The following is a 20635-nucleotide window of genomic DNA, read 5'->3' on the forward strand; positions in this document are numbered from 1 at the left end:
GATATCTGGCAATACTCAAGCTAGAAGTTTTAAGGGATTTCCAAGAAATAAATTATCCAAATAAACAAACCACAGAGACAAGGCAGCGCGGTCTTGGGGGTTTCCCCCATGAGCGACTGCCGCGCAGAGAACACAGAGATAGAAGAAATAGAGAGAATTTTTGCGTCAGTTTTGGAATGTTTTTTACTTGGAGTCCCTAAGAATTTAGGGTTGAAAGTTTTGCACAAATACTGCTCAAGATAAGTAGTTTTTTGTGCCTAATTAATCAGTTTTTCTAGTTTTAATAAAGACATATTAAGTCACAGATAAACTGATTCATGTTTTCTGAAAAAAATGAAAAATAATTTGTAGCTATATATAACTTTGTGTTAAAATCCAAAACACTCAAAAACCCAAAGCTTTAAAGCGAAGTTTGACAGTACGTCGTTTGACTATCAGAGCGGCTCAACTGACAATTATGGAAGATATTGCATCAAATAAGCCGCTATTGTAGAGGGAACAAGAAATGAAAAAAATGATGAAAGTCATACTGTTAGGCATAGCAATCTTCACCTTTGCCTTCAGTAGCCCAGCTTTGGCAGCAGATGCCGTTAGTGGAGCTAAAGTATTTAGTGCTAATTGTGCTTCTTGTCATGCGGGAGGTAAGAATCTGGTTCAAGCAGCAAAAAACCTGAAGAAGGAAGCTTTGGAAAAGTATGGTTTGTACTCAGCAGAGGCAATTATTGCCCAAGTTACAAATGGTAAAAATGCTATGCCTGCCTTCGGCAAACGTTTAAAAGCTGACCAAATTGAAAATGTAGCTGCTTACGTGCTTTCACAAGCAGATAAGGACTGGAAGTAGATTAAAATCTAATACCATTTCTGTATGAAGATGCGCTTAGAAGACTGATGTAAAACTACAGATTGCAGGAGCAATTTATGAATTGCTCCTACGTGAATAAAGTGCAGTCTCACATAGAATTGGTATAACTTCAAAAATTAACAATTAGCGGGGCTTTTGTCCCGCTAATTTTAGGTTTGCCAAAATTGTCAAATAGGATGCTTATACCAATTTTGGATTATATAGTCTTGATAAAAAGACTGTTCCAAGAACATCAAACAGTACGACCTATCCTAATTTGGTACTATGAGTAATTTCTGGCGATTATTTATCGGTGTAATTATTGCTTTTTCTCTCAGTTTTTTGACTTTATCTGCACATTCAGCACCCGTTGCCATTACCAAAATTACGGCGAGTAACTTTTTGGAATTAGGTGTAGATAAGATGCGGAGCGGTAATTACCAGGAAGCAATAGAGAGTTTTAATCAGGCAATTGAAGTTGAGAAAGATTTTGCTGTAGCTTACAGCGATCGCTGTCTTGCTTATCTTCAATTACAAGATTACCATCAAGCGATCGCAGATTGTACCCAAGCTATAAATTTTGCACCTAATGACTCTGAGGCTTATCTGAACCGGGGTTTGGCACTTTACATACAAGGGGATTATTCCGGTGCCATAGTTGATTATAATCTAGCGATTGCACTTAAACCCTACGATTTTCGAGCTTACTACAACCGAGGGTTAGCCTTTGCAGGGGATGGGAAAGACTCGGAGGCAATTCTTGACTTTAATTTAGCTTTAACTCAAATTCCCCGAACTACTAGCTTACTGCTTGCAGATATATACAATGACCGAGGTTTGGCGCATTTTGTCTTACAAGATACCCAAGCAGCGATGCTCGACTTTAATCTAGCAATTCGTCTCAATGCTAACGATTATAGAGCGTATTTTAACCGGGCTTGTGCTTGCGGCCGAAATGGAGATGACTCTGGTGCAGTGCGTGATTTTTCTCAAGTCATCAGACTCAACCCCAGTAATGCCCAGGCTTACGTTAATCGGGGAGTAGCTCACTATCGCTTAGGATATCATTTAGGAGCTATATCTGATTTACAAAAAGCATCTGAGTACTATGGACAGCAAGGAAAAAAAGTTGCTTACGAAAAAACTTTAGATTTACTGAAGAATCTGCGACAACAAATTTCGTCTGCAACGGAAATCGCTCTTTTGTAAGAGTGTAAAGACTATACAGGGTATCCACCAGCTTGAAAAATCTGTTCTGCGGTTAAGTTTAACTCTGGGAAAGTAGGTGAGATAATGCGATCAGTACCTCGAAACTGGCTGACTTGATATTCTCCCTCAATTAAGATGTAAAGCGAGACAGTTGCTTGTTTGGGGTTGCTAATAAATCGCCTACCGCCTAAAGCAGCATAGTCTACAATCCAGTATTCTGGTATGCCTACAGCCTCATAGTCAGCAGCTTTTTTTAAATAATCATCACGCCAATTGCTATTCACTACCTCAATTACTAAAGGTATTGATTCCGCTTGGCTTACAGTAGATTCTTTTTTCCACAGAGGTTCATTTACCAAATTAGGAAGATTTAATATCAGTACATCTGGTGAGTAAGCCGATTCACTTTCAAGCGGTTTTACAAGCACTATTTTCGGGATGCCATAAGGTAAGTTGATGCGACTATATTCTAGAATAAGTTTCTGAACTAAAAATACGATAATCTGTTCATGATCGCCTGTAGGTTGCGGCATCTCTACAATTACTCCATCATGCAACTCATAACGTTTTCCTGTGTTGTCGGGATATTTAGCAATGAATTCATCAAATGTAACTACTTTGCGTAAGGCTTGAATCATAAATTATTGCCTTTTATTCTGTTTATGAAGCGTCCAGTTTTATTAATGCTAACGTAATTCATAGTTAGTATGTAATAGCAAATTATATAGCAATACTGACTCATCTTTGAACAACAATATTCCCAACTTTTTTAAAAAGTTGAGAATCTAAATCTGTGGAAATATGACAGCGTGTCTTTTGACACGATTTTACTTTTACAGCAAGAATACTACGTGGTAACTGTTTTTACTTGGTGTGAAAGAGAACGTGAAAAAAGATTTTTTGTTGCTAACAGTTGCTTTACCGGGTTTACTGATAGCATTTCCTAGCTTTGCTGCTGAGAGTGAAATTGAGCAGAGAAATACTGATAAATCAACCGAAGTCATTTCCGATATTCAGAGTTTGAATGAAGTTGAGCTACCCTCCACTAATGCCGAATTATTAACTCAACAATCTGCACCGAGTGAAGTTAATCCAGAAACTCAGCCAGATTATACAGATGATGCAGACATTTCTATAGAAGCGATCGCGGAACCAGACTACCTACCTCAATCTACACCAACTTATGTAATTGATAAAGAAGAAATTCAAAAGCAGGGTGCTACAAGTTTAGCGGATATCTTAAAAAGAATGCCTGGTTTTGCAATCAATGACGTAGGTCATGGTGCAGATATTCACACAGGTACATACTATCGTGGAGCCTCAATTAATCAGTCTGTATTTCTAATTAATGGCAGAACAATTAACAATAATGTCAACACTTATCATGGTGGAACTGACTTAAATAGCATTCCTGTAGAGGCGATTGAACGAGTGGAATTATATAGCGGTACAGCTTCCGCTTTGTATGGTTCCTCAGCCTTTGGGGGAGTTGTGAATATCATCACCAAGGAAGGTTATGGTAAACCTCAATTGAGCGCTAGTGCAGAATTTGGCTCATTGAGTTTAAATAATCAACAAGTGACTTATGGTGCTTCATCCAATAATGTTAAATATAACTTTAGCTTTGAAAGATTCTTTACAGATAATCGTTATCGCGTGCCTGTAGGTGCAGCAAATCGTGATGAACAGGGATTTTTATCAAATGCAGATACAGCTACAAGTACCTACTTCGGTAGCATTGGATTAGATTTAGATCAAAAAAATTCATTGAATTTAGATGTTACTGCACTTAGCAGTCGTCGCGGCTTAATTTATTTTGGTTTCCCTCTGCAAAGAGATAGATTAGACCACGATGGTTTAAACGTTGGCTTATCTTGGAAAACTCGACTAGGTAATGGCGAAAGTTCTAATCTTACTACCTCAATTGGTTATAACCAAGATTATTTCAGCACTTATGGCCCTACAGGAGCATTTTACCGTACAGGAGCTTTAGATACACAACAACTTACAGCCAGGGTAGACCATGAGTGGAAAGTTACTTCCAATAATGAATTGCGCTGGGGATTAGATTTGAAAAACACCGATTTAAACGGTGATGTTTTGAGTACGAATCCTAGTAGGATTGCAACTAATGAAACTGAAGATAGGAGTTTGTTTAATACAGCTTTATTTGCTGTCAATACTTGGAATATTAGCGATAATTTTCTGATAGATTTAGGGTTGAGGCAAAGTTTTGACAGCCAGTTTGGAAATTATCTCAACCCTAGTGTTGGGTTACGTTATGCCGTCACACCATTAGTAGCAGTGCGTGGAAGTTGGGCAGGGGCACAACGCAATCCTGGGTTAGATCAGTTGTATGTTTATGATACAGTTCATGGTTGGGAACCAAACCCTGATTTAAGACCAGAAACTGGCTCTACTTGGAGTGCGGGAGTAGATGTCAATTTTTCAGATAATCTGATTGGACAGTTTACTTACTTTGGTAGTAGTATAGGCGATCGCTTGGGAGTCATCGCCGGCAGATGGGAAAACATTGGACTAGTAAATACCAATGGTTTAGAGGTTGCATTGCAATTAAGAATTGCGGCTGGCTGGTCAACTTTCCTCAACTACACTTATACAGATGCTCAAATAAAAACAGGCTCAGAGAGAGGTTTACAGTTAGGTTTGATTCCCTACTCTGTACTGCAAACTGGTGTGGGTTATCAAAATTCAGGTTGGCAGGCTAATTTGTATGTTACCTACAACAGTGGCACTCGCAGAGCCTTTTTTACAAACCCTGGTGACACGATTACAGATTTTTCGCCTTCTTTCGTAAATTTAGATTTGAGCGGTCGTGTACCTGTAACTAGCAATGTAGGATTGACAGTTTACTTAGAAAATCTCCTCGGTGAGCAATATGAGCGAGTTAATCGCATTTATAGCCCTGGATTTACTTTTCGTGTGGGTTTAAGCGCCAATTTTTAGGTGTCTGCTTTTCTCTCTGCGTTCTCTGTGACTCTGCGGTTTAAAAGTTATTTATTGAACCACAGAGACGCAGAGAACACAGAGAAAAGACGAGTTTTTTGGTCACTATGCAACATCGTGCGTTAGGCTAAAGCCGTAATGCACCCTATTTAAGATTTACTTTTAATCTAAAATCTAAAATTGCGATGAGAGCTAGAATTGACAATCAAATACTTTTTATCCACCACGATGATTTACCAGAGTTTAAGAAAGGTGGTTCGGTGGTGCGGAATTCTTATTTCTGGGCGTTACGTTCAATTGCCGCTCATGCTTCACGTTATCGTGATTGGGAATACGAACCGGAGGTTTGGCTAGCGCTTTCACGAATGCTTTTATCTTTTGCTGAATCTGGATATTTGGGCCTTAGAGAAACTTTGCTGGAGTTTCCTTTCTCTCAAGGAGAAATTCCTGGTTTGCTGCGAGATGTGTCTACTTTTGAGTAAGCCAAATGAACTTTTGTGAAAGCATTTAAGTATTTTGAGAAAGTAATCAGCAAATATGCTTGATAATTAAAAATTACGGCTGCAAACGCTACATTACCAAAATAATCCTTGAATTTATCGGGCACTCGTAAGAGGTTCAATCCGTCACGATTAGTCATCACAGACAAACCCTAGTTAATAGTAGGGGTAGTTTTGACAAAACAATTAAGATACGTAGGAAAACAACGTGAAAATAGCGATTATTGCGAAAACATTAATTACATCTATTGGTTTATTAGCTTTATTTGCCCCAAGTCAAGCATCGGCTCAACTTGTACCGCAACCTTGGGTTTCAGTCGGTGGAAAAGATGGTGACATAACTTATGCTGTAGGCGCTAGAGCTTTAAATTTTGGGGTTGAGCTAGGAACTGGCCCTGATGGCACTACGGGAGTAGATGTTTTGAAATTTATCAGTTTGCCTGTCATTTCACCTTATGTAGGAGTTGGACTTTATTCAGAAGATAAAGGTGTTGCAGTTTCCGGTGGTGTTCAGGTAGGTGCTACTGATAACGTTTTTGTTGGTGCTGGTTACAATTCTATTCGTGGTTTTAACGGGCAACTGGGAATCAGATTTTAATTAATTCGTAATTCGTAATGGGCTACGCCCCGCTACGCTAACGTAATTCGTAATTATTGGTGATCTTGAATTAGTTGGGGTCTAAAGATACAACTAATTCAATTATGGATATCAATTACGAATTAATATTATGCAGGGGGAATAACTGAAGTTGAGATTATTTCTCTGACATGAACTGCGGAATCTTGTTGTAATGCTGATGCCACGATCGCTTCACTCTCAACTATACTTAATCGAGCGATCGCCTGTTTCACTCCAGGTATACTTTGAGGATTGACGCTCAACTCATCCAGCCCTAAACCTAATAAAATTGGTGTTGCTAATGTATCTGCTGCCAATTCTCCACATAATCCTACCGAAATGCCGGCAGCATGGGCAGCTTTGATAGTTCGCTGCACCATTCGCAGCACGGCTGGATGTAGTGCATCAACCAAATTTGCCACGCGGGGATTAGTGCGATCGCTAGCCATGACATACTGACTCAGATCGTTAGTCCCTATACTAAAGAAGTCTACTTCAGCTGCTAATTGATCTGCGATCGCAACTGCTGACGGAACCTCTACCATAATCCCCACTTTCATCGCTGCATCAAAGGAAATACCAGCTTGGTTTAATTCAGCCTGCACTTCACCCAAAATTACCTTAGCTGCACGTACCTCTGTCACAGTGGCAATCATCGGCAACATGATCTTAATTTGGTGTCCCACACTGGCTCTCAAAATTGCCCGTAACTGAGTTTTGAAGAGTTCTGGATGATCTAAACAGAAACGAATTCCCCGCCAGCCTAAGAAAGGGTTCGCTTCTGGAAACCCTACTCTCAGATAAGGAAGTGGCTTATCACCACCGACATCTAAAGTACGAATAATTAGTGGACGATTATCTAAAACTTGGGCGATCGCCTGATACACTTCAAGTTGTTCTTCTTCTGTAGGGGCGCTTGTCCTATCTAAATAAAGAAACTCTGTGCGGAGTAATCCCACTCCTTCTGCACCGCTAGCGACAGCAACTTGGACATCATTTATACTACCAATATTGGCGAAAACACTAACTTGCCGACCATCAAGAGTAATTGCTGGCTGGTGTGCCGTTGCTTGTGCTTCCTGTTGGGCAGTTTGCCAAGCCTCTCGCTTTGCCTCCAGTAAATCTAGGATATGTGATTCTGGTTCTACCCAAGCTTTGCCACTTTCACCATCAAGGGCCATGAGTGTACCATCTGCCAAGTGCAACACCTGGGAATCCACTCCCAAAACTGCTGGAATACCTAATGTCCGGGCGATGATGGCGCTGTGGGAAGTGGCGCTACCAGAAGTTGTACAAATACCCAACACCATTCTCGGATCTAGTCTAGCGGTATCTGAGGGGGTTAAATCAGTCGCCACTAAAATTGCCGGTTCCGAAAGATGCAAGTTTGCAGGAGCATTCCCAGCTAGTAATCGTAGTACCCTTTGCCCTACGTCAATAACATCCTCAACTCGCTCTTGCAGATAAGCATCCTCAAGTGTTCGGTAGGAAGTTACCACCTTATCGACTACGGCTTGCCAAGCCGCTTCAGCATTTATATGGTGGTCTAAAATATGCTGATGAGCCGCTTCCAACAATACTGGATCTTCTAAAAATAGTAATTGGGCATCGAAGATAGCGGCTTCAGCGTCACCAATTTGCAGAGATGCTTGTGAAAAAACTGCTTGGATTTCTTGTCGAGCAGTTTGAATTGCTGCTTGTACTCTTTGCCACTCTGATTCCGGATCGTCTACATGATATTCCGTAATCGTAATGTGAGTGGGTTGATAATTAACCACAGGTGCGATCGCTACTCCCGCAGAAGCGGCAATTCCCGAAAGTTCGCCGTGAGTTGCTGGGGTAACTTCATGGTGAAATACTGGTGGAGAGTTCAAAGCAACATTATCTTCACCAAAATTATTTGCGAATAATGCCTGTAATGTCGCTAGTGCTTCATCTGCATCCGAACCGGCGGCAGTAATTAGCAGTTCGTCTCCTTGACGCACCCCTAAAGTGGTGACTTGGTTAATACTGTCACCCCGAACTAGCGCAGTATTTCTAGTTAAATTCTGCACCAGAATTTGGGATTGAAACCGGGCGACGGTTCCCACAAACTGGGCTGCGGGACGGGCGTGTAATCCTAAGCGATTGCTGACAATTAGCCGGATTTCTTTGACGGGAAATTCTGAATTTCTTACTTCGATGTTGTCACTGACAACTGGCAACGGACTTACACCCAATTGAGTTGCTTTTGCTAGGAGTGCGCCGCGTGCTTCCGCCATGACTTGGTGAATGTTTTTACCAGCCCCCGCCGCAACAACAGCAGCTACTGCACCTTCTACTAGAGGTGCTTCACACAAATACACTTTTTGTTGCTGTGCTTCTGGCAAAAACTCAATGGCCATTTCTGCACTCAGCAAAGCACTACCCAAATCCATCAATACCAAAACACCATCATCAGAGAAAACAGAAGCGATCGCTTCATAAACCTGAATCGGATCTGTACCCAATGGATTTTCAGGATCTTCAATACCTGCTGCAACAGCGATGGAAACTTGGCCCTGAACCATTTGCGCGGCGAGTTCCCGCACACCTAGAGCTAGTTGTTTACTGTGAGAGACGATAACAATTCCGATCGCTGCCATACCGCCAAACTTGTTAAGAGGTTTGCGTTTAGCTCGTTATCCACTACAGTTTCCCATTCCGCACCGCTAAAAACAGCGTTTATCCTGATCACAATTGCAAGTCCCCGAAGATATTCCGGTCTTTCCAGCTAGAAATACGAATAAAATAGCCTTCTTTTACAGAAATACGTGGTATCCACTCATAAACACCATCGCTAGCGGTACGGGAAGAAATATTTTGGATAAGTTTGTCTCCATAGTACAGCTTAATCGAGACATCGCTATCAAAATTATCTTGCCACAATATTAAAAAGGGCTGATCCTTCTTGGGAAGTACTTTAGCAGTTAGCTGACCAATCAGGATTTTTGGTGCAACCTGATTTTTAATTGTCTTACGGAATCCCAAATAATGAGGAAGGTTTCGGAAGGCAGGATTTTCTTGCGGATTAGAAAGTTGGGGAACAATAATATTTCCGTTCTGGGAATTGAACAAATAAGTTGATCTGCCGCCGTCAACAGTAATGATGTCGCCTTTAACTCCTAATTTACGTAATAAATCGGCTGCCTCATCCAGAGTTGCTTTGTTCACCGTCATAATCAACAATAACTCGTCACCTTTAACACCATCTTTGTCTAGAGTACCGATGACTTGATACTTATTTGCTTGGTTTTGGGCTAAGACTTTTGCTGGATGATCGCTGTATCGGTAAGTGACAATTGCATTTTTGACTCTATTTTGGTTCAGAGGTGCGCCGCTAACCTGGTTGTAATCGGTAATGTATGCCTGCTTATTATCCCAGACTAGAGCTTTGAGACGAATATTACTATAGTATTTATCTTTTGGTTGTTTTATTGGCCCATAAGGGCTATTACCACCACTGATGACTACACCATTTAATTTAATTGGAAAAGATAATTGAGTACTAGACTCGTATTGCTCAAAAAAAGAACAATTAATTATTGAGAAAACGTTATTTGAGTAGAGTTTCTTATATTCTTCTGCAACTTCAGAAAACAAATGTCTTTTGAAAAAAGGACTGTGATATTTACTTTCTCCCTGATAATATTTACCCTCATTTATACCCATATTATCTACTTCCCCGATAATTTGGTCTATGTGTATTTTGCGAAGATTGATAACTTGTAAATAGGCTTCATTCCCATTGGGTAATTCTTTTTTATATAAAGCCGCTCCGTCTATAGCATGGAGAGGCTGATAAGAAGATAAAGGGTTGAAAGTTTGGGCAATCCAAAAGCTACTCAGAATTGGCAGCAAAAAAAGCAATAAATTTATTACAACATTCATGAGTATTTGATTGATTTATAGCAATTCTAAATCATTCGTTAAAAATTAAAATTATATCCCCGACTTCTTCAAGAAATCGGGGATCTGGAGATCATTTAGGATTGCTATGGGACTTCTACATTGACAGTAAAAACCAAGTATAGATGATTTGAAAAACCAGATCCATTAGGGATCTTAACCGAACTGTATTTTAAATGCTTTTGCGATCGCTCTCAAAATCTCAACGTTGAGCCTCTGAACTCGGAACTTCGACCTTTTTGCTCAAACGTTGAGCCTCTGAACTCGGAACTTCGACTTTTTTGCTCGAACGTTGAGCCTTTGAACTCGAAACTTCGACTTTTTTGCTCGAACGTTGAGCCTTTGAACTCGAAACTTCGACCTTTTTGCTCGAACGTTGAGCCTTTGAACTCGGAACTCCGACCTTTTTGCTCGAACGTTCAAGCTTTGAGCTTTAAACTTGCACTTCAACAGTGCAATTGATGAGTTATTTCCTACGGTGCTACCTGTTGAGACTTAACTTTCCGATTTTTACGAGAAAATCGTTGCCCCATTTCTTCAACCATCGTATCTAAACCTGTCCCCTGACCACTGACTTTAGCATAGTTATATACTTGCAAAGCTGCTGCATAAGCTTCGCTGCCTACTGCCAAGGATGTATCATCTACCAAATCTTGCAATTGTGTCAACGAGAGCAATAGTGGATACAACGCTTCAAACAACTGCACATCTTTCCGCATCTCATCTATGTCAAACGATCGCGGTAAGAACTCTGGGTTTTGCGTCGCTACTTCTAATGCTTTGCTTACAAACGCCCGACTTTTATCTCCCATCTTGGGTAAAGCTTTTCGGTCATCTGCACTCAAATCAACTAAAAATGGTAAGTTTTCTTTAATCGTAGCGATCGCTTGGAACACAGCATCTCTCTGTGTTTGTGCCAGTGTTGCACTAATTGAGGTCGTGGACATAAGAATAAGTTTCCAGTATGTTTCTTTAATCTAGAGTGCCCAGCTATACAAATTAAATTTCAATATGGTATTCCTATCTTGTCCGAACCGCGCGATCGCATAGTATATTTATCAAACAGAATTCAGGAGTCAGGAGTCAGAATCCAGTTGGGTATTCTGTATAACTGGCGGATGGTTTTGTAATACTAGTGGTATCAGAGATGATGGCTCAATTTGAATACAGCACTCTCGCCCATCCACAGGATATCCAGCAATTGGAACATATCCTTGAACAGTGTTTCATCAGCGCCCTTGGTGGTGAGGAAGCTTACATCAACATGATTGGCGTAGAAAATTTCCGTATTATTCGGAGATTAGAGCAAGTAGCTGGTGGATTAGCAACTCTCGACATGGGTCAGTGGTGGGGTGGTCAACGTGTACCAATGACAGGAATTGCCGTAGTGGGAATTGCTCCAGAATATCGGGGTTCGGGGGCTGCGATCGCTCTTATGCAGCACACCCTCAAAGAACTTTACGATAGAGGTATAGTAATTTCCGCTCTTTATCCAGCTGTTCAAAGCTTGTACCGAAAAGTAGGTTATGAGCAGGGGGGTAGCTGGTGTATTTGGGAGATTGCTACCCAGAATATCCAAGTACGGGAGCAACCCCTACCTTTAGAATTAGTAGCAAGCATCAATCATCAAGTCTTTCATGAGCTATATCAGCAGCAGGCGAGACAAACGCATGGATATTTAGACCGACATCCAGCAATTTGGGAACGAATAATTCAACCAAATGATAAGGAAATAGTCTATACCTATTTGATTGGTACTAAAGACCAACCCCAAGGCTACATCATCTTTACTCAAGAGCGAACAGATAATGGTGAAATCCTCTTCGTCAAAGATTGGGTACTGAGTACAGTTGCTGCTGCACAAAGTTTTTGGTCTTTTCTAGCAAGTCATCGTTCCCAAATTCAACAGGTGCGATGGAAGAGTTCTGCAATTGATTCCCTGACATTGCTGCTACCAGAGCAAACTGCCAAGATTAAGACTACGAGTCGTTGGTTGCTGCGGATAATAGATGCAGTCAAGGCGCTGGAATTGCGTGGTTATCCACCGGGAATCCAAGCCGAATTGCACTTAGAAATTCAAGATAATTTGCTAACTGGAAATAATGGTAAATTTATTCTTTCTGTCGCCAACGGACGTGGTGAAGTCATAAAAGGTGGAAAAGGTGAGTTGCAGCTAGATATCCGGGAATTAGCAGCATTATATTCAAGCTTGTTTACCCCCTACCATTTGCAAATAGCGGGAAAACTGAATGGTACAGAAACGGCTATTTTAGCAGCTACGCAAATATTTGCCGGTGCTTCGCCTTGGATGGCTGATTTCTTTTAAAGAATTGGGAATTGGGCATTGGGCATTGGGAATGGGGCATTGGGCATGGGGCATTGTGAATGGGGCATTGTGAATGGGGCATTGGGCATTGGGCAATACAGTTCAGTTAAGCATTTCTTTATTCTCTCAGTGCCCTCTGCGTCTCTGTGGTTCGTAAAAAAATTGACTTTGACAAAGAGTTTTAGCCTTAACTGAAACGTATTGGGACATGGGGCATTGGGCATTGGTTATTTCATCCCCTTATCTCCCTCACTTACTCTGACTTACTTAAACAGACAAGGGGCTTAAGCTCCTTGTCTTAAACCCCTTGTTAAAAGTAGTTTTCGTTGGTGTTGAATTTCCTTCCTTAATCCAACCTAAACCTATTAAAAATAAAGGTTTATGATTTTTCTTTGATTAAGGTAATAGAAAATGGCTAGTTAGCTCAAGAAATTTGGAGTACCATCACAACCATACTTACCACCAACAGCAGGAATTTCTAATAGACTATCTGTAGCTTTGCCAGTACCGTCATTCATAACGGATGTAGAGCTACCTGATGGATGTCCATTGGGGACGAACAGTTGCGGGTGGTCAAAAGGTGCTTTCTCACACCGAACTCGCTCATCAGTCAGACCTTTTAAAAAGGCGACTAATTGCTGTTTTTGTTCTTCTGAGAGACCCAGTGGGGGAAGAAACCCTAAGTCACCACCCCGATTGTAAAAATCAACCACTTGCTCTAAGGTTCCATAACCTCCATTGTGGAAGTAGGGAGCAGTAAGTTCCACATTGCGAAGTCCAGGTGCTTTGAAACCTCCGGCTGCAAACACAGCTTCACTAGAATTCAACGGTGGATTCAGGATGGGAGGGTTTTCGCCAAGAAGAAGCTGGAATTTCCCTAACTGAGCCAATCGTGCTTCTGAAAGCGGATTACCGAAAGCGTCATTACCACCCAAACTAGGGTCTTCTGTAACAGGTGTGACACCGATATTGAAGAAGCCAGTGTCTTCAGGGGAATTTGGGGGGAAGGGCGCACGTTTGATTCGTCCTTCTTTAGCCACATTGCTTGCTGAAGCAGCTGTCAATTCCGAGCCTACGTGACAAGCAATACAGAAAGCTTTGCCCTCAAACAGTAGTTTCCCTTGTTTTTGCTCAGGAGTTAGGGCATTATCTTTTCCTTCTAAGAACTGATCGAAGGGCGTATCATTGGCAATGAGCGTAGACTCGTACAACTGAACTGCCAGCCCAAAGAATAGCGAGAAGTTGTACTCCATTAATGTGTACTCATTAGTCTCCAAGGAGCGATCGGGCTTTTTGACAAAAGTCCTTCTACCTTCATCATCAACTTGGATCAGTTGATTAGACTTCCACCACTCCGGCTTGAAAGCATCTTGAATTAGCTGCCCATAAGTTTTATCCTTGAGTCCGGGTTTGGGCGATCTACTATCTGCACCTAAAACGCTGTCTTGTGGATGTACTACCTGCTTACCTAGGGGTCTTAGAGGTAATAACTTTTTCGCAAGTTTTCGGGGGAGCTTTTTACCTTTACCAGCGCTGAGGGATCTTTTGTCAATTCGCCCGAACTTATCACCAATTTCTTGAAAAGTTCGACCATCAGCAGATGACTCAAAGGAACTGAGTGGTGGGCCAACCGCTTGGGATGCCAAAGATGCGTTTTTCAGACTGACTTTGACAAATTCTAGTTTATTTGGGTTTGCTGCTTTGGCGATCGCAGCATTAGGATCTCTTAAACCAAAGGGATTCACCCCATTAAAGATGTTTTGTGCCCTTCCGTCCCAAAAGTTGCGGAAGTTGAATGCTGAATTAATCACGGTTGGAGTATTACGCGGCTCGACGCGGCGCACATTAACGCCTCCCACGTTAAACACTGGATCTGGCTCGTTTGTTACTTGGTCTTGTGCATTACCAGGTGTGACATCAACAAACTTACTATTGAAAATCCCCTGAGAAGAACTGACATCGTTACTATGGAAAGGAAAATCTCCTGGTTTGAGTTGGTAGTTTGGTAGACCACCAACATTAAAAACCGCATCTGGATTCTCCGTACCATCAGGGTTAATCCGTAAAAGTCCAGGAGCAATCTGATTTTTGGATCTATTGTCGGCCCCAGCATGGAAGTGACAACTAGCACAGGCGGTTATGCCGTCGCTCCCAACCTGCATATCCCAAAAAAGAGTTTTTCCTAACTTTATGGCGGCTACTTTGTCTTTTACGAAGTCTCCCAGATTGTCCGGTTCTGGAACCGATATGCTTTTGAGCGAAGGTAGAGGCGATGGCGTAACCTGGGCCGAGACAGTATTTCCAGCTATTATTGCTGCCATAATAATGACAGCAATTGTTATAGTCTTTAAAAATCTTGATCTCAGGTAGTTAAGCTTGCCATATTTGAATCTCCACTCTTGGCGCTTTATTTTTGTCACCATAGATTTGAGTAAAAATCGACTTTTTGAGGTCAGTACTAAGTAAATGGATAAGCTCGTAATAGAAATTACTAAGCTTAAGGTGAGTAGAAACCCCATAATGCTTTGTACTAAAATAAAACTGAAACAAATTATACATTTACGTGTAACCCTGAATTTTAATATTAATGTAAAGTAATTACGCTATTTACAAATTTTCTATGAACAAGAAACGCCATCATTTAGCACTAAAAATAAATTGAGTCAGGTCAATAAGCTGTTCTACATTTAATTTATTTTTACTAAGCTATTAAGATAGATTGTCAATAAAAGATTGTAAAATTTAAACATGCAAATTAGATACGTTTTAACTTATCATCAGCCCTACTTTGAGTAGGATACTTGAATGTCACTACATCAAAGTTCTGGTCGCTGGCGCTTAGGGCTAGTATTATCGCTATTAACGGTTTTATTGTGGGGAATTTTACCTATTGCTCTGGCAGTAATTCTGCAAGTACTTGATGTCTATACCGTCGTTTGGTTTCGATTTTCGATATCATTTTTACTACTTGCTGTGTATTTAGGAATACGTGGCAAGTTACCAAAGTTAGAACAACTACGTTCGTCTTCTTGGAAATTATTAGCGATCGCTACACTATTCTTAGGCATTAATTACTTCTTTTTTACCCAAGGTTTATCACTAACATCACCTGCTAACGCTGAAGTTCTGATTCAATTATCTACCCTTTTATTAGGTTTTGGAGGGTTAGTGATTTTTAAAGAACGTTATCGGCTGTATCAATGGATTGGTGTCAGTGTAATGATTTGCGGTTATGTTTTATTCTTTCGTGAACAACTAACGAATCTAATTACAGCGCATGGCACATATCTACTAGGTAGTGTTTTTATAGCCCTAGGCTCAACGTCATGGGCTATTTATGCTTTAGCACAAAAGCAGTTATTACAATCTTTATCTTCCGCCAGCATCATGCTGATTATTTATGGAGGGTGTGCTTTATTATTCACTCCTCTAGCCAAAGTAAAATCACTTTTGATACTCGATCCTTTCCATTTAGGAATGTTGCTTTTTTGTGCTTTTAATACTTTAATCGCTTACGGTGCTTTTTCCGAATCATTAGAACATTGGGAAGCATCACGAGTAAGTGCCGTAATAGCTTTAGCTCCCATTGTGACATTAATAGCAGTTGCAGTTGTATCAGTTATTGCACCTGATTGGATACCATCAGAACACTTCAGTTTGGTAGCAATATTGGGAGCCGGTTTAGTAGTTACAGGTTCAGTAGCGATCGCATTAGGGAAAGCTGATTAGTAGTAAGGATTTTCAGGATTTTTACTGTTTTATTTAGCTATAGAATCCGTGCAACATTCAAAGCTACAACATAAATACTGAGGCAGAGTATTTTTTATTTGTTATGATTTGATAGTGAAGGCGAACTACGAGAGTCACCCATTATAAGATGGATACTTTACCCATCTGTGTGACACTGTAGGATCTAATTTTTGACTTTCTAGCCAAGAAAAAAATTCTTGAAGAAGAATTCATAAATCAGAATTCAGGAGTCAGATAAAGCTTTCTACATTCGCAAGTCATACAAAATTCATACTGAATTATAACGGCTGACTCCTAAATTCTGTTTTGAGAAAATTGAGGCTAAAAACTTAAAGTAAACCAAGCAGGGTGTCCGAATAACTACCAAAGCCAACACCTGATAAAAACAGACCACCGAAACAGTTGAGCGATGAATAGTTTGTTTGGTAATTGGGCCAGCAGCCTCAGAAAGAATTCCCTATTGCTGGTTCTTTCAACACTGCTGCCAACGTTTGGAATTAGTAATTCTGTCTTGGCAGCAGAGCGGATTTATGCATCTTATTCAGCCTTAGAGCTTTCCATTTCAGTCAACACTTTAGAAAACTATGCCAAAACAGGTGTAATTAACGAAGATTTGGCAGCGTATCAGCAATATCTTTCTCTACAACAGCTTCCAGAATTGCGACGGATTTTACTTAATCGTGTGAAAGTTAGTCCGGTAGTACTTTCGCAACTTCTCTACACACCGCAAGGAGAATTTTTGCTGCATCGGTTAGCGCAAGTCATTAAAACCAGTCAACCAGGATTTGGTAATTTGCGTTCGGCGCTAATTTCAGCCTCTGCTGAATCGGGAGGCTTGACACTTTTGAATGTTTTGCGTAAATATCCTAGCAGCAGCATTCGTCTTGATGTTGCAGAGACTTTAGAAATAGCTACGGAATTAGAGAAACTTGTTAACCAAACCCATAGTGCGATCGCAGCAGTTTCCCAAGAGTCTAAAATAGAAGCTGCTACCACTCCACAACCAAATCTCTCGCAATTGCCTGATTTGAAGGTTCCTGGCAAGTTTAAATCGCAAAAGTACACCCTAAAATTTTTCGACTCAAGACGCAATCGGCTTTTATTAACTGATGTTTACATTCCCAATGTCCAGAATACTGCACCCGTAATTGTGATTTCTCACGGCTTGGGTTTAGATAGCAGCAACTTTCAATATTTAGCCACGCACCTATCTTCTTACGGATTCGCTGTTGTCGTTCCCAATCATCCTGGTAGCGATACTAAACAATTACGTTCTCTGCTAAAGGGACACGCCATTGAAGTAGCAGAACCAGGTGAATTTCAAGACCGACCTTTGGATGTCACATATATATTGAATCAATTGGAAAAAGGTAATCAATCTGATTCAAGGTTTAAAGGTCGCTTAAATCTGCAACAAGTCGGAATATTTGGTCAATCTTTGGGAGGCTACACAGCCTTGGCCCTGGCAGGCGCGAAAATCAACTTTGAGCAGCTAAAAAAAGACTGTCAACCAGCAGCACTGCAAAAAACCTGGAATATGTCTTTACTGCTCCAGTGTCGCGCTTTAGAATTGAGCATCAGCAAGTCTGGCAAGGATTATAACCTGCGGGATGAGAGAGTAAAAGCTGCGATCGCAGTTAATCCCATTACTAGTTCTATTTTCGGCAAAGCTGGCTTAAGTCAAATCAAAACTCCAGTGATGATTGTCAGCAGTAGTGATGATACTGTTGCACCAGCTTTATCTGAGCAAATTTTACCTTTCTCCTGGTTTGCGAATTCACACAAGTATCTCGTCATGCTTGTAGGTGGTACTCACTTTTCCACTATTGGTAATGGCAATCCTGCAAATCAACAAGTAGCATTACCTACTGATATGATTGGCGATGCTTCTCAAGCGCGTCGTTACATGAATGTTTTGAGTTTACCTTTCTTCCAAACCTACGTTGCAGGAAAGTCGCAATACACCCCTTATCTTAACGCCGCCTACACTCAAAGCATTTCTAGTAAGTCTCTTGGTTTAAGTCTTGTCAAGTCATTAAATACAACCGAATTAACACAATTGCTGGATATCAAAGGAGCCAAATTCGCAAAAAAAAAGTTCCTAACACCATAGTCAGCTTCGGGTTTTGGATGTTGGATATTGGTGTTGCATTGCTGCATGTGATGATTTTTATTTGATTTATACAGACGTAATTAATTACGTCTGTAGAGTTTATTTGCACCTTTATAAAATCAGAGGTTCAATTCTTGCTTGCACTTCTTCAATTAGATCCTCTTCAACTCTCTCTACAAACAAAACTTTTCTAACTTTCCAGTCTAGTGATTTGATCTGATCGGCTAACACTACGCCACTGGTTATCATTCCATCAGGAAGCGGAACTTCAAAGTTAAGACCTTTTTTTTGATTAGTAATTGGACAAATTAGAACTATGGAAGCCATTTGATTGTATTTTAATGGCAACATAACTAAAAAAGGACGATAGCCCATCTGCTCACGCCCTTGAGGTTTTAGTTCAGCACTAAGTGTTTTAGCAATATCTTCAAATGACATTCCTGATGTTCTTAATGCTAATACACGTCGGATAGAATCAGCCGTAATTTGCGTTGTAGTTCCACAGTTTAACTTGACAATATCGCCTCTATCTTGAACATAAAGTAACCTTCTCACGGTTTTTGAATAGTTGCTTTATTTACACTGTGCTGTACTAGCTTTAGGAGCTTTAGGCGTAACTTCCGTGGGTCATGTTTAGATTAGCACCACTCAAGTCAGCACCGCTCAAGTCAGCACCGCTCAAGTCAGCACCACGCAAGTCAGCACCACGCAAGTCAGCACCACTTAAGTCAGCATCACGCAAGTTAGCACCACTTAAGTTAGCACCACTTAAGTCAGCACCATATAAGTTAGCACAACTCAGGTTAACACCACTCAGATCCATACCATGCACGTCAACACCATGTAGATCAGTACCATGTAGTTCAGCTTCACGCAGCTTACCAGAAATATTGTGCTGTTTTATACTAAAAAATTCAGATTCACGTAGTTTACTAGCACTGAGATTAGCAACTTCTTGGGTTAGAGGTTGAAATACTGCTAAACGAGGTAAATAGGGTTTTTCTAGTTTTTTTTCTAGTTCTAAAAGCTTTTCTAAATCTTCCACTGGCCGAATTAGTAAATCAGCCCCATCAAAGTTTTGGGGGTTGCGTGTGATGATTGCGCCAACCCCCATAAAAATTGCACAGGCAACCTCAAACGCAGATTCAGGATCTTTAAGATTGAGTGAGTTTGCTTGCTCCATTAAATCAGAGATCGGACAGACTGAAATTTTTGCTTGTATCGCAGATACAAATTTTTCAGCAACATCGGGGCAAGGCATATTCTTTGCTAATGAGCCAATTTTATTCAACCCAATATCTGTGATAATAAATTGAATTTGTTGCTTTTCGATAATATCCACTAAGTTCTCAGCTTCCTGTCGGTACATTAGATACTCAAATAACAAGTCAGCATCAACCACTAGTTGCATCATTGGTGCGCCCTCAACTCCGAAGATTCATCACTATTTTGCTGATTTAGTGCGGCTGCTTTACCAGAATTTAAGCGTGCACGTAGGTATGCCAAAGATGTTTCTGCTGGTTCTGTGTTTACGACATATTCAATCAGATCCTCTGGCGAGCAAGCAAAGATTTTGCACAATTTGACTACTCTATCAATCCATTCGACGCTACTCCTGCCCGTTTCCCAATTGGCGACTGTATTCTCAGTAACCTCTAATAGTTCAGCTAATTGGCGCTGAGTTAGCTTTTCCTTCTCACGGAGTGTCGCTATCCGTGAGACTGCCTTCATGCGTTCCATATACTTGCCTATTGTCCTTACAATTCCTACCTTAGCACTTTTGCCTAAAAAAAATTAGGCATTGTTTGTTGCGTTGAAAATTTTAGTGTAAAGTAAAAATATTACCCTAAATTTTATTGGGGTGAGTTTTTTAGGCAACTATCTTTGGTCATATACCACCACGAATTCAAGCTCATGGCACACCAAACTAATTCTTACGAAGAGATGAAACGGAAAACCTATCAAGAACATCTGTATCAGACTCGATTGAGCTATATCTTATCTTGTGTGGCGATTGCCGCTGCCATTGGTATGACTTTATTGGCAGGTTTTCTCATACTTTCAGGCAAAACCACACAAGCTAATGTGACAGCCGTAACAGGGCTAATTTCTACTGGACTCTATATTCCCCTGTCCAGGGATGCTAATAGAAAAATCGAGCGCCTGACAAAACTTACTAAGGATTACAACTAACTTCGCGGCTCAAGCGAAGCCTAAATCGGGATGTAAGTAGGACAAAAAAGATGAGCGCTAATCACCTTTAGCTTCATGTCGCTCTGCTATGGTCGGCAAAGTAAGAAATTTTATACTGAAGTTTCTTACTTTGAATTATTACTTCCCTTATCTCCCTCATCACCTCCTGATTTTATCCATGCCTCAGTTA

The 20635-nt window shown here is 40.7% G+C and carries 17 protein-coding genes; 9 read left to right on the forward strand and 8 right to left on the reverse strand.

The features are described from left to right. The first annotated feature begins 505 nt into the window (after window positions 1–505). Complete coding sequence (gene petJ, locus H6G86_RS15470) at window positions 506–841, forward strand: cytochrome c6 PetJ (RefSeq protein ID WP_190935064.1); 336 nt, start codon at window positions 506–508, stop codon at window positions 839–841. 285 nt (window positions 842–1126) lie between these two features. Continuing rightward, window positions 1127–2050, forward strand: coding sequence for a tetratricopeptide repeat protein (locus H6G86_RS15475; RefSeq protein ID WP_190935065.1), 924 nt, complete (start codon window positions 1127–1129; stop codon window positions 2048–2050). A gap of 11 nt (window positions 2051–2061) precedes the next feature. Here H6G86_RS15475 and H6G86_RS15480 read toward each other — a convergent pair whose 3' ends face one another. Next, a complete protein-coding gene (locus H6G86_RS15480) occupies window positions 2062–2688 on the reverse strand; it encodes a Uma2 family endonuclease (RefSeq protein ID WP_190935066.1) in 627 nt (208 codons plus the stop codon). Between the two features lie 247 nt (window positions 2689–2935). On the opposite strand from H6G86_RS15480, the gene H6G86_RS15485 reads away from it, so the two are divergent. The 3 genes from H6G86_RS15485 to H6G86_RS15495 all read left to right on the forward strand — a co-directional run bounded on the left by H6G86_RS15485 (window position 2936) and on the right by H6G86_RS15495 (window position 6115). Beyond that, window positions 2936–5017, forward strand: coding sequence for a TonB-dependent receptor plug domain-containing protein (locus H6G86_RS15485; RefSeq protein WP_190935067.1), 2082 nt, complete (start codon window positions 2936–2938; stop codon window positions 5015–5017). Window positions 5018–5202: 185 nt separating this feature from the next. Beyond that, the gene (locus tag H6G86_RS15490; protein WP_190935068.1) at window positions 5203–5499 is read left to right on the forward strand and encodes a hypothetical protein; all 297 of its coding nucleotides are present in this window, start codon (window positions 5203–5205) and stop codon (window positions 5497–5499) included. A gap of 226 nt (window positions 5500–5725) precedes the next feature. Further along, complete coding sequence (locus tag H6G86_RS15495; RefSeq protein WP_190935069.1) at window positions 5726–6115, forward strand: hypothetical protein; 390 nt, start codon at window positions 5726–5728, stop codon at window positions 6113–6115. A 128-nt stretch (window positions 6116–6243) separates the two neighbouring features. On the opposite strand, the gene ptsP is transcribed toward H6G86_RS15495, so the two are convergent. The 3 genes from ptsP to H6G86_RS15510 all read right to left on the reverse strand — a co-directional run bounded on the left by ptsP (window position 6244) and on the right by H6G86_RS15510 (window position 11010). Continuing rightward, a complete protein-coding gene (gene ptsP, locus H6G86_RS15500) occupies window positions 6244–8760 on the reverse strand; it encodes a phosphoenolpyruvate--protein phosphotransferase (protein ID WP_190935070.1) in 2517 nt (838 codons plus the stop codon). 88 nt (window positions 8761–8848) lie between these two features. Then, a complete protein-coding gene (locus H6G86_RS15505; protein WP_190935071.1) occupies window positions 8849–10045 on the reverse strand; it encodes a phosphodiester glycosidase family protein in 1197 nt (398 codons plus the stop codon). 491 nt (window positions 10046–10536) lie between these two features. Then, window positions 10537–11010 carry a hypothetical protein gene (locus tag H6G86_RS15510; RefSeq protein WP_114083191.1) on the reverse strand — a complete coding sequence of 158 codons (474 nt, stop codon included), beginning with the start codon at window positions 11008–11010 and terminating at the stop codon, window positions 10537–10539. Window positions 11011–11210: 200 nt separating this feature from the next. On the opposite strand from H6G86_RS15510, the gene H6G86_RS15515 reads away from it, so the two are divergent. After that, complete coding sequence (locus tag H6G86_RS15515; protein WP_190935072.1) at window positions 11211–12389, forward strand: GNAT family N-acetyltransferase; 1179 nt, start codon at window positions 11211–11213, stop codon at window positions 12387–12389. A gap of 419 nt (window positions 12390–12808) precedes the next feature. Here the strand turns inward: H6G86_RS15515 and H6G86_RS15520 are convergent, their stop codons facing one another. Further along, complete coding sequence (locus H6G86_RS15520; RefSeq protein ID WP_190935073.1) at window positions 12809–14908, reverse strand: cytochrome c peroxidase; 2100 nt, start codon at window positions 14906–14908, stop codon at window positions 12809–12811. Between the two features lie 286 nt (window positions 14909–15194). Between H6G86_RS15520 and H6G86_RS15525 the strand changes: the two genes are divergently transcribed. Then, the gene (locus H6G86_RS15525) at window positions 15195–16118 is read left to right on the forward strand and encodes a DMT family transporter (protein WP_190935074.1); all 924 of its coding nucleotides are present in this window, start codon (window positions 15195–15197) and stop codon (window positions 16116–16118) included. A gap of 430 nt (window positions 16119–16548) precedes the next feature. Continuing rightward, a complete protein-coding gene (locus tag H6G86_RS15530; RefSeq protein ID WP_190935075.1) occupies window positions 16549–18252 on the forward strand; it encodes an alpha/beta hydrolase in 1704 nt (567 codons plus the stop codon). A gap of 111 nt (window positions 18253–18363) precedes the next feature. Here the strand turns inward: H6G86_RS15530 and H6G86_RS15535 are convergent, their stop codons facing one another. From H6G86_RS15535 to H6G86_RS15545, 3 genes are read right to left on the reverse strand one after another with little or no spacing between them, the layout of a single operon-like run. Then, the gene (locus H6G86_RS15535; protein ID WP_190935076.1) at window positions 18364–18807 is read right to left on the reverse strand and encodes a type II toxin-antitoxin system PemK/MazF family toxin; all 444 of its coding nucleotides are present in this window, start codon (window positions 18805–18807) and stop codon (window positions 18364–18366) included. 52 nt (window positions 18808–18859) lie between these two features. Continuing rightward, on the reverse strand, window positions 18860–19666 hold the full coding sequence (locus H6G86_RS15540; protein ID WP_242064831.1) for a pentapeptide repeat-containing protein: 807 nt from the start codon (window positions 19664–19666) through the stop codon (window positions 18860–18862). Beyond that, window positions 19663–19992, reverse strand: coding sequence for a helix-turn-helix transcriptional regulator (locus H6G86_RS15545; protein ID WP_242064832.1), 330 nt, complete (start codon window positions 19990–19992; stop codon window positions 19663–19665). Before H6G86_RS15545 ends, H6G86_RS15540 begins: the two co-directional genes overlap by 4 nt. A 174-nt stretch (window positions 19993–20166) precedes the next feature. Here H6G86_RS15545 and H6G86_RS15550 point away from each other — a divergent pair, with 174 nt between their 5' ends. Further along, window positions 20167–20445, forward strand: a complete 279-nt coding sequence (locus tag H6G86_RS15550) for a TRADD-N-associated membrane domain-containing protein (RefSeq protein ID WP_190935077.1) — start codon at window positions 20167–20169, stop codon at window positions 20443–20445. Window positions 20446–20635 lie beyond the last annotated feature (190 nt).

The organism is Nostoc sp. FACHB-133, from assembly GCF_014698055.1.
Taxonomy (GTDB): domain Bacteria; phylum Cyanobacteriota; class Cyanobacteriia; order Cyanobacteriales; family Nostocaceae; genus Nostoc.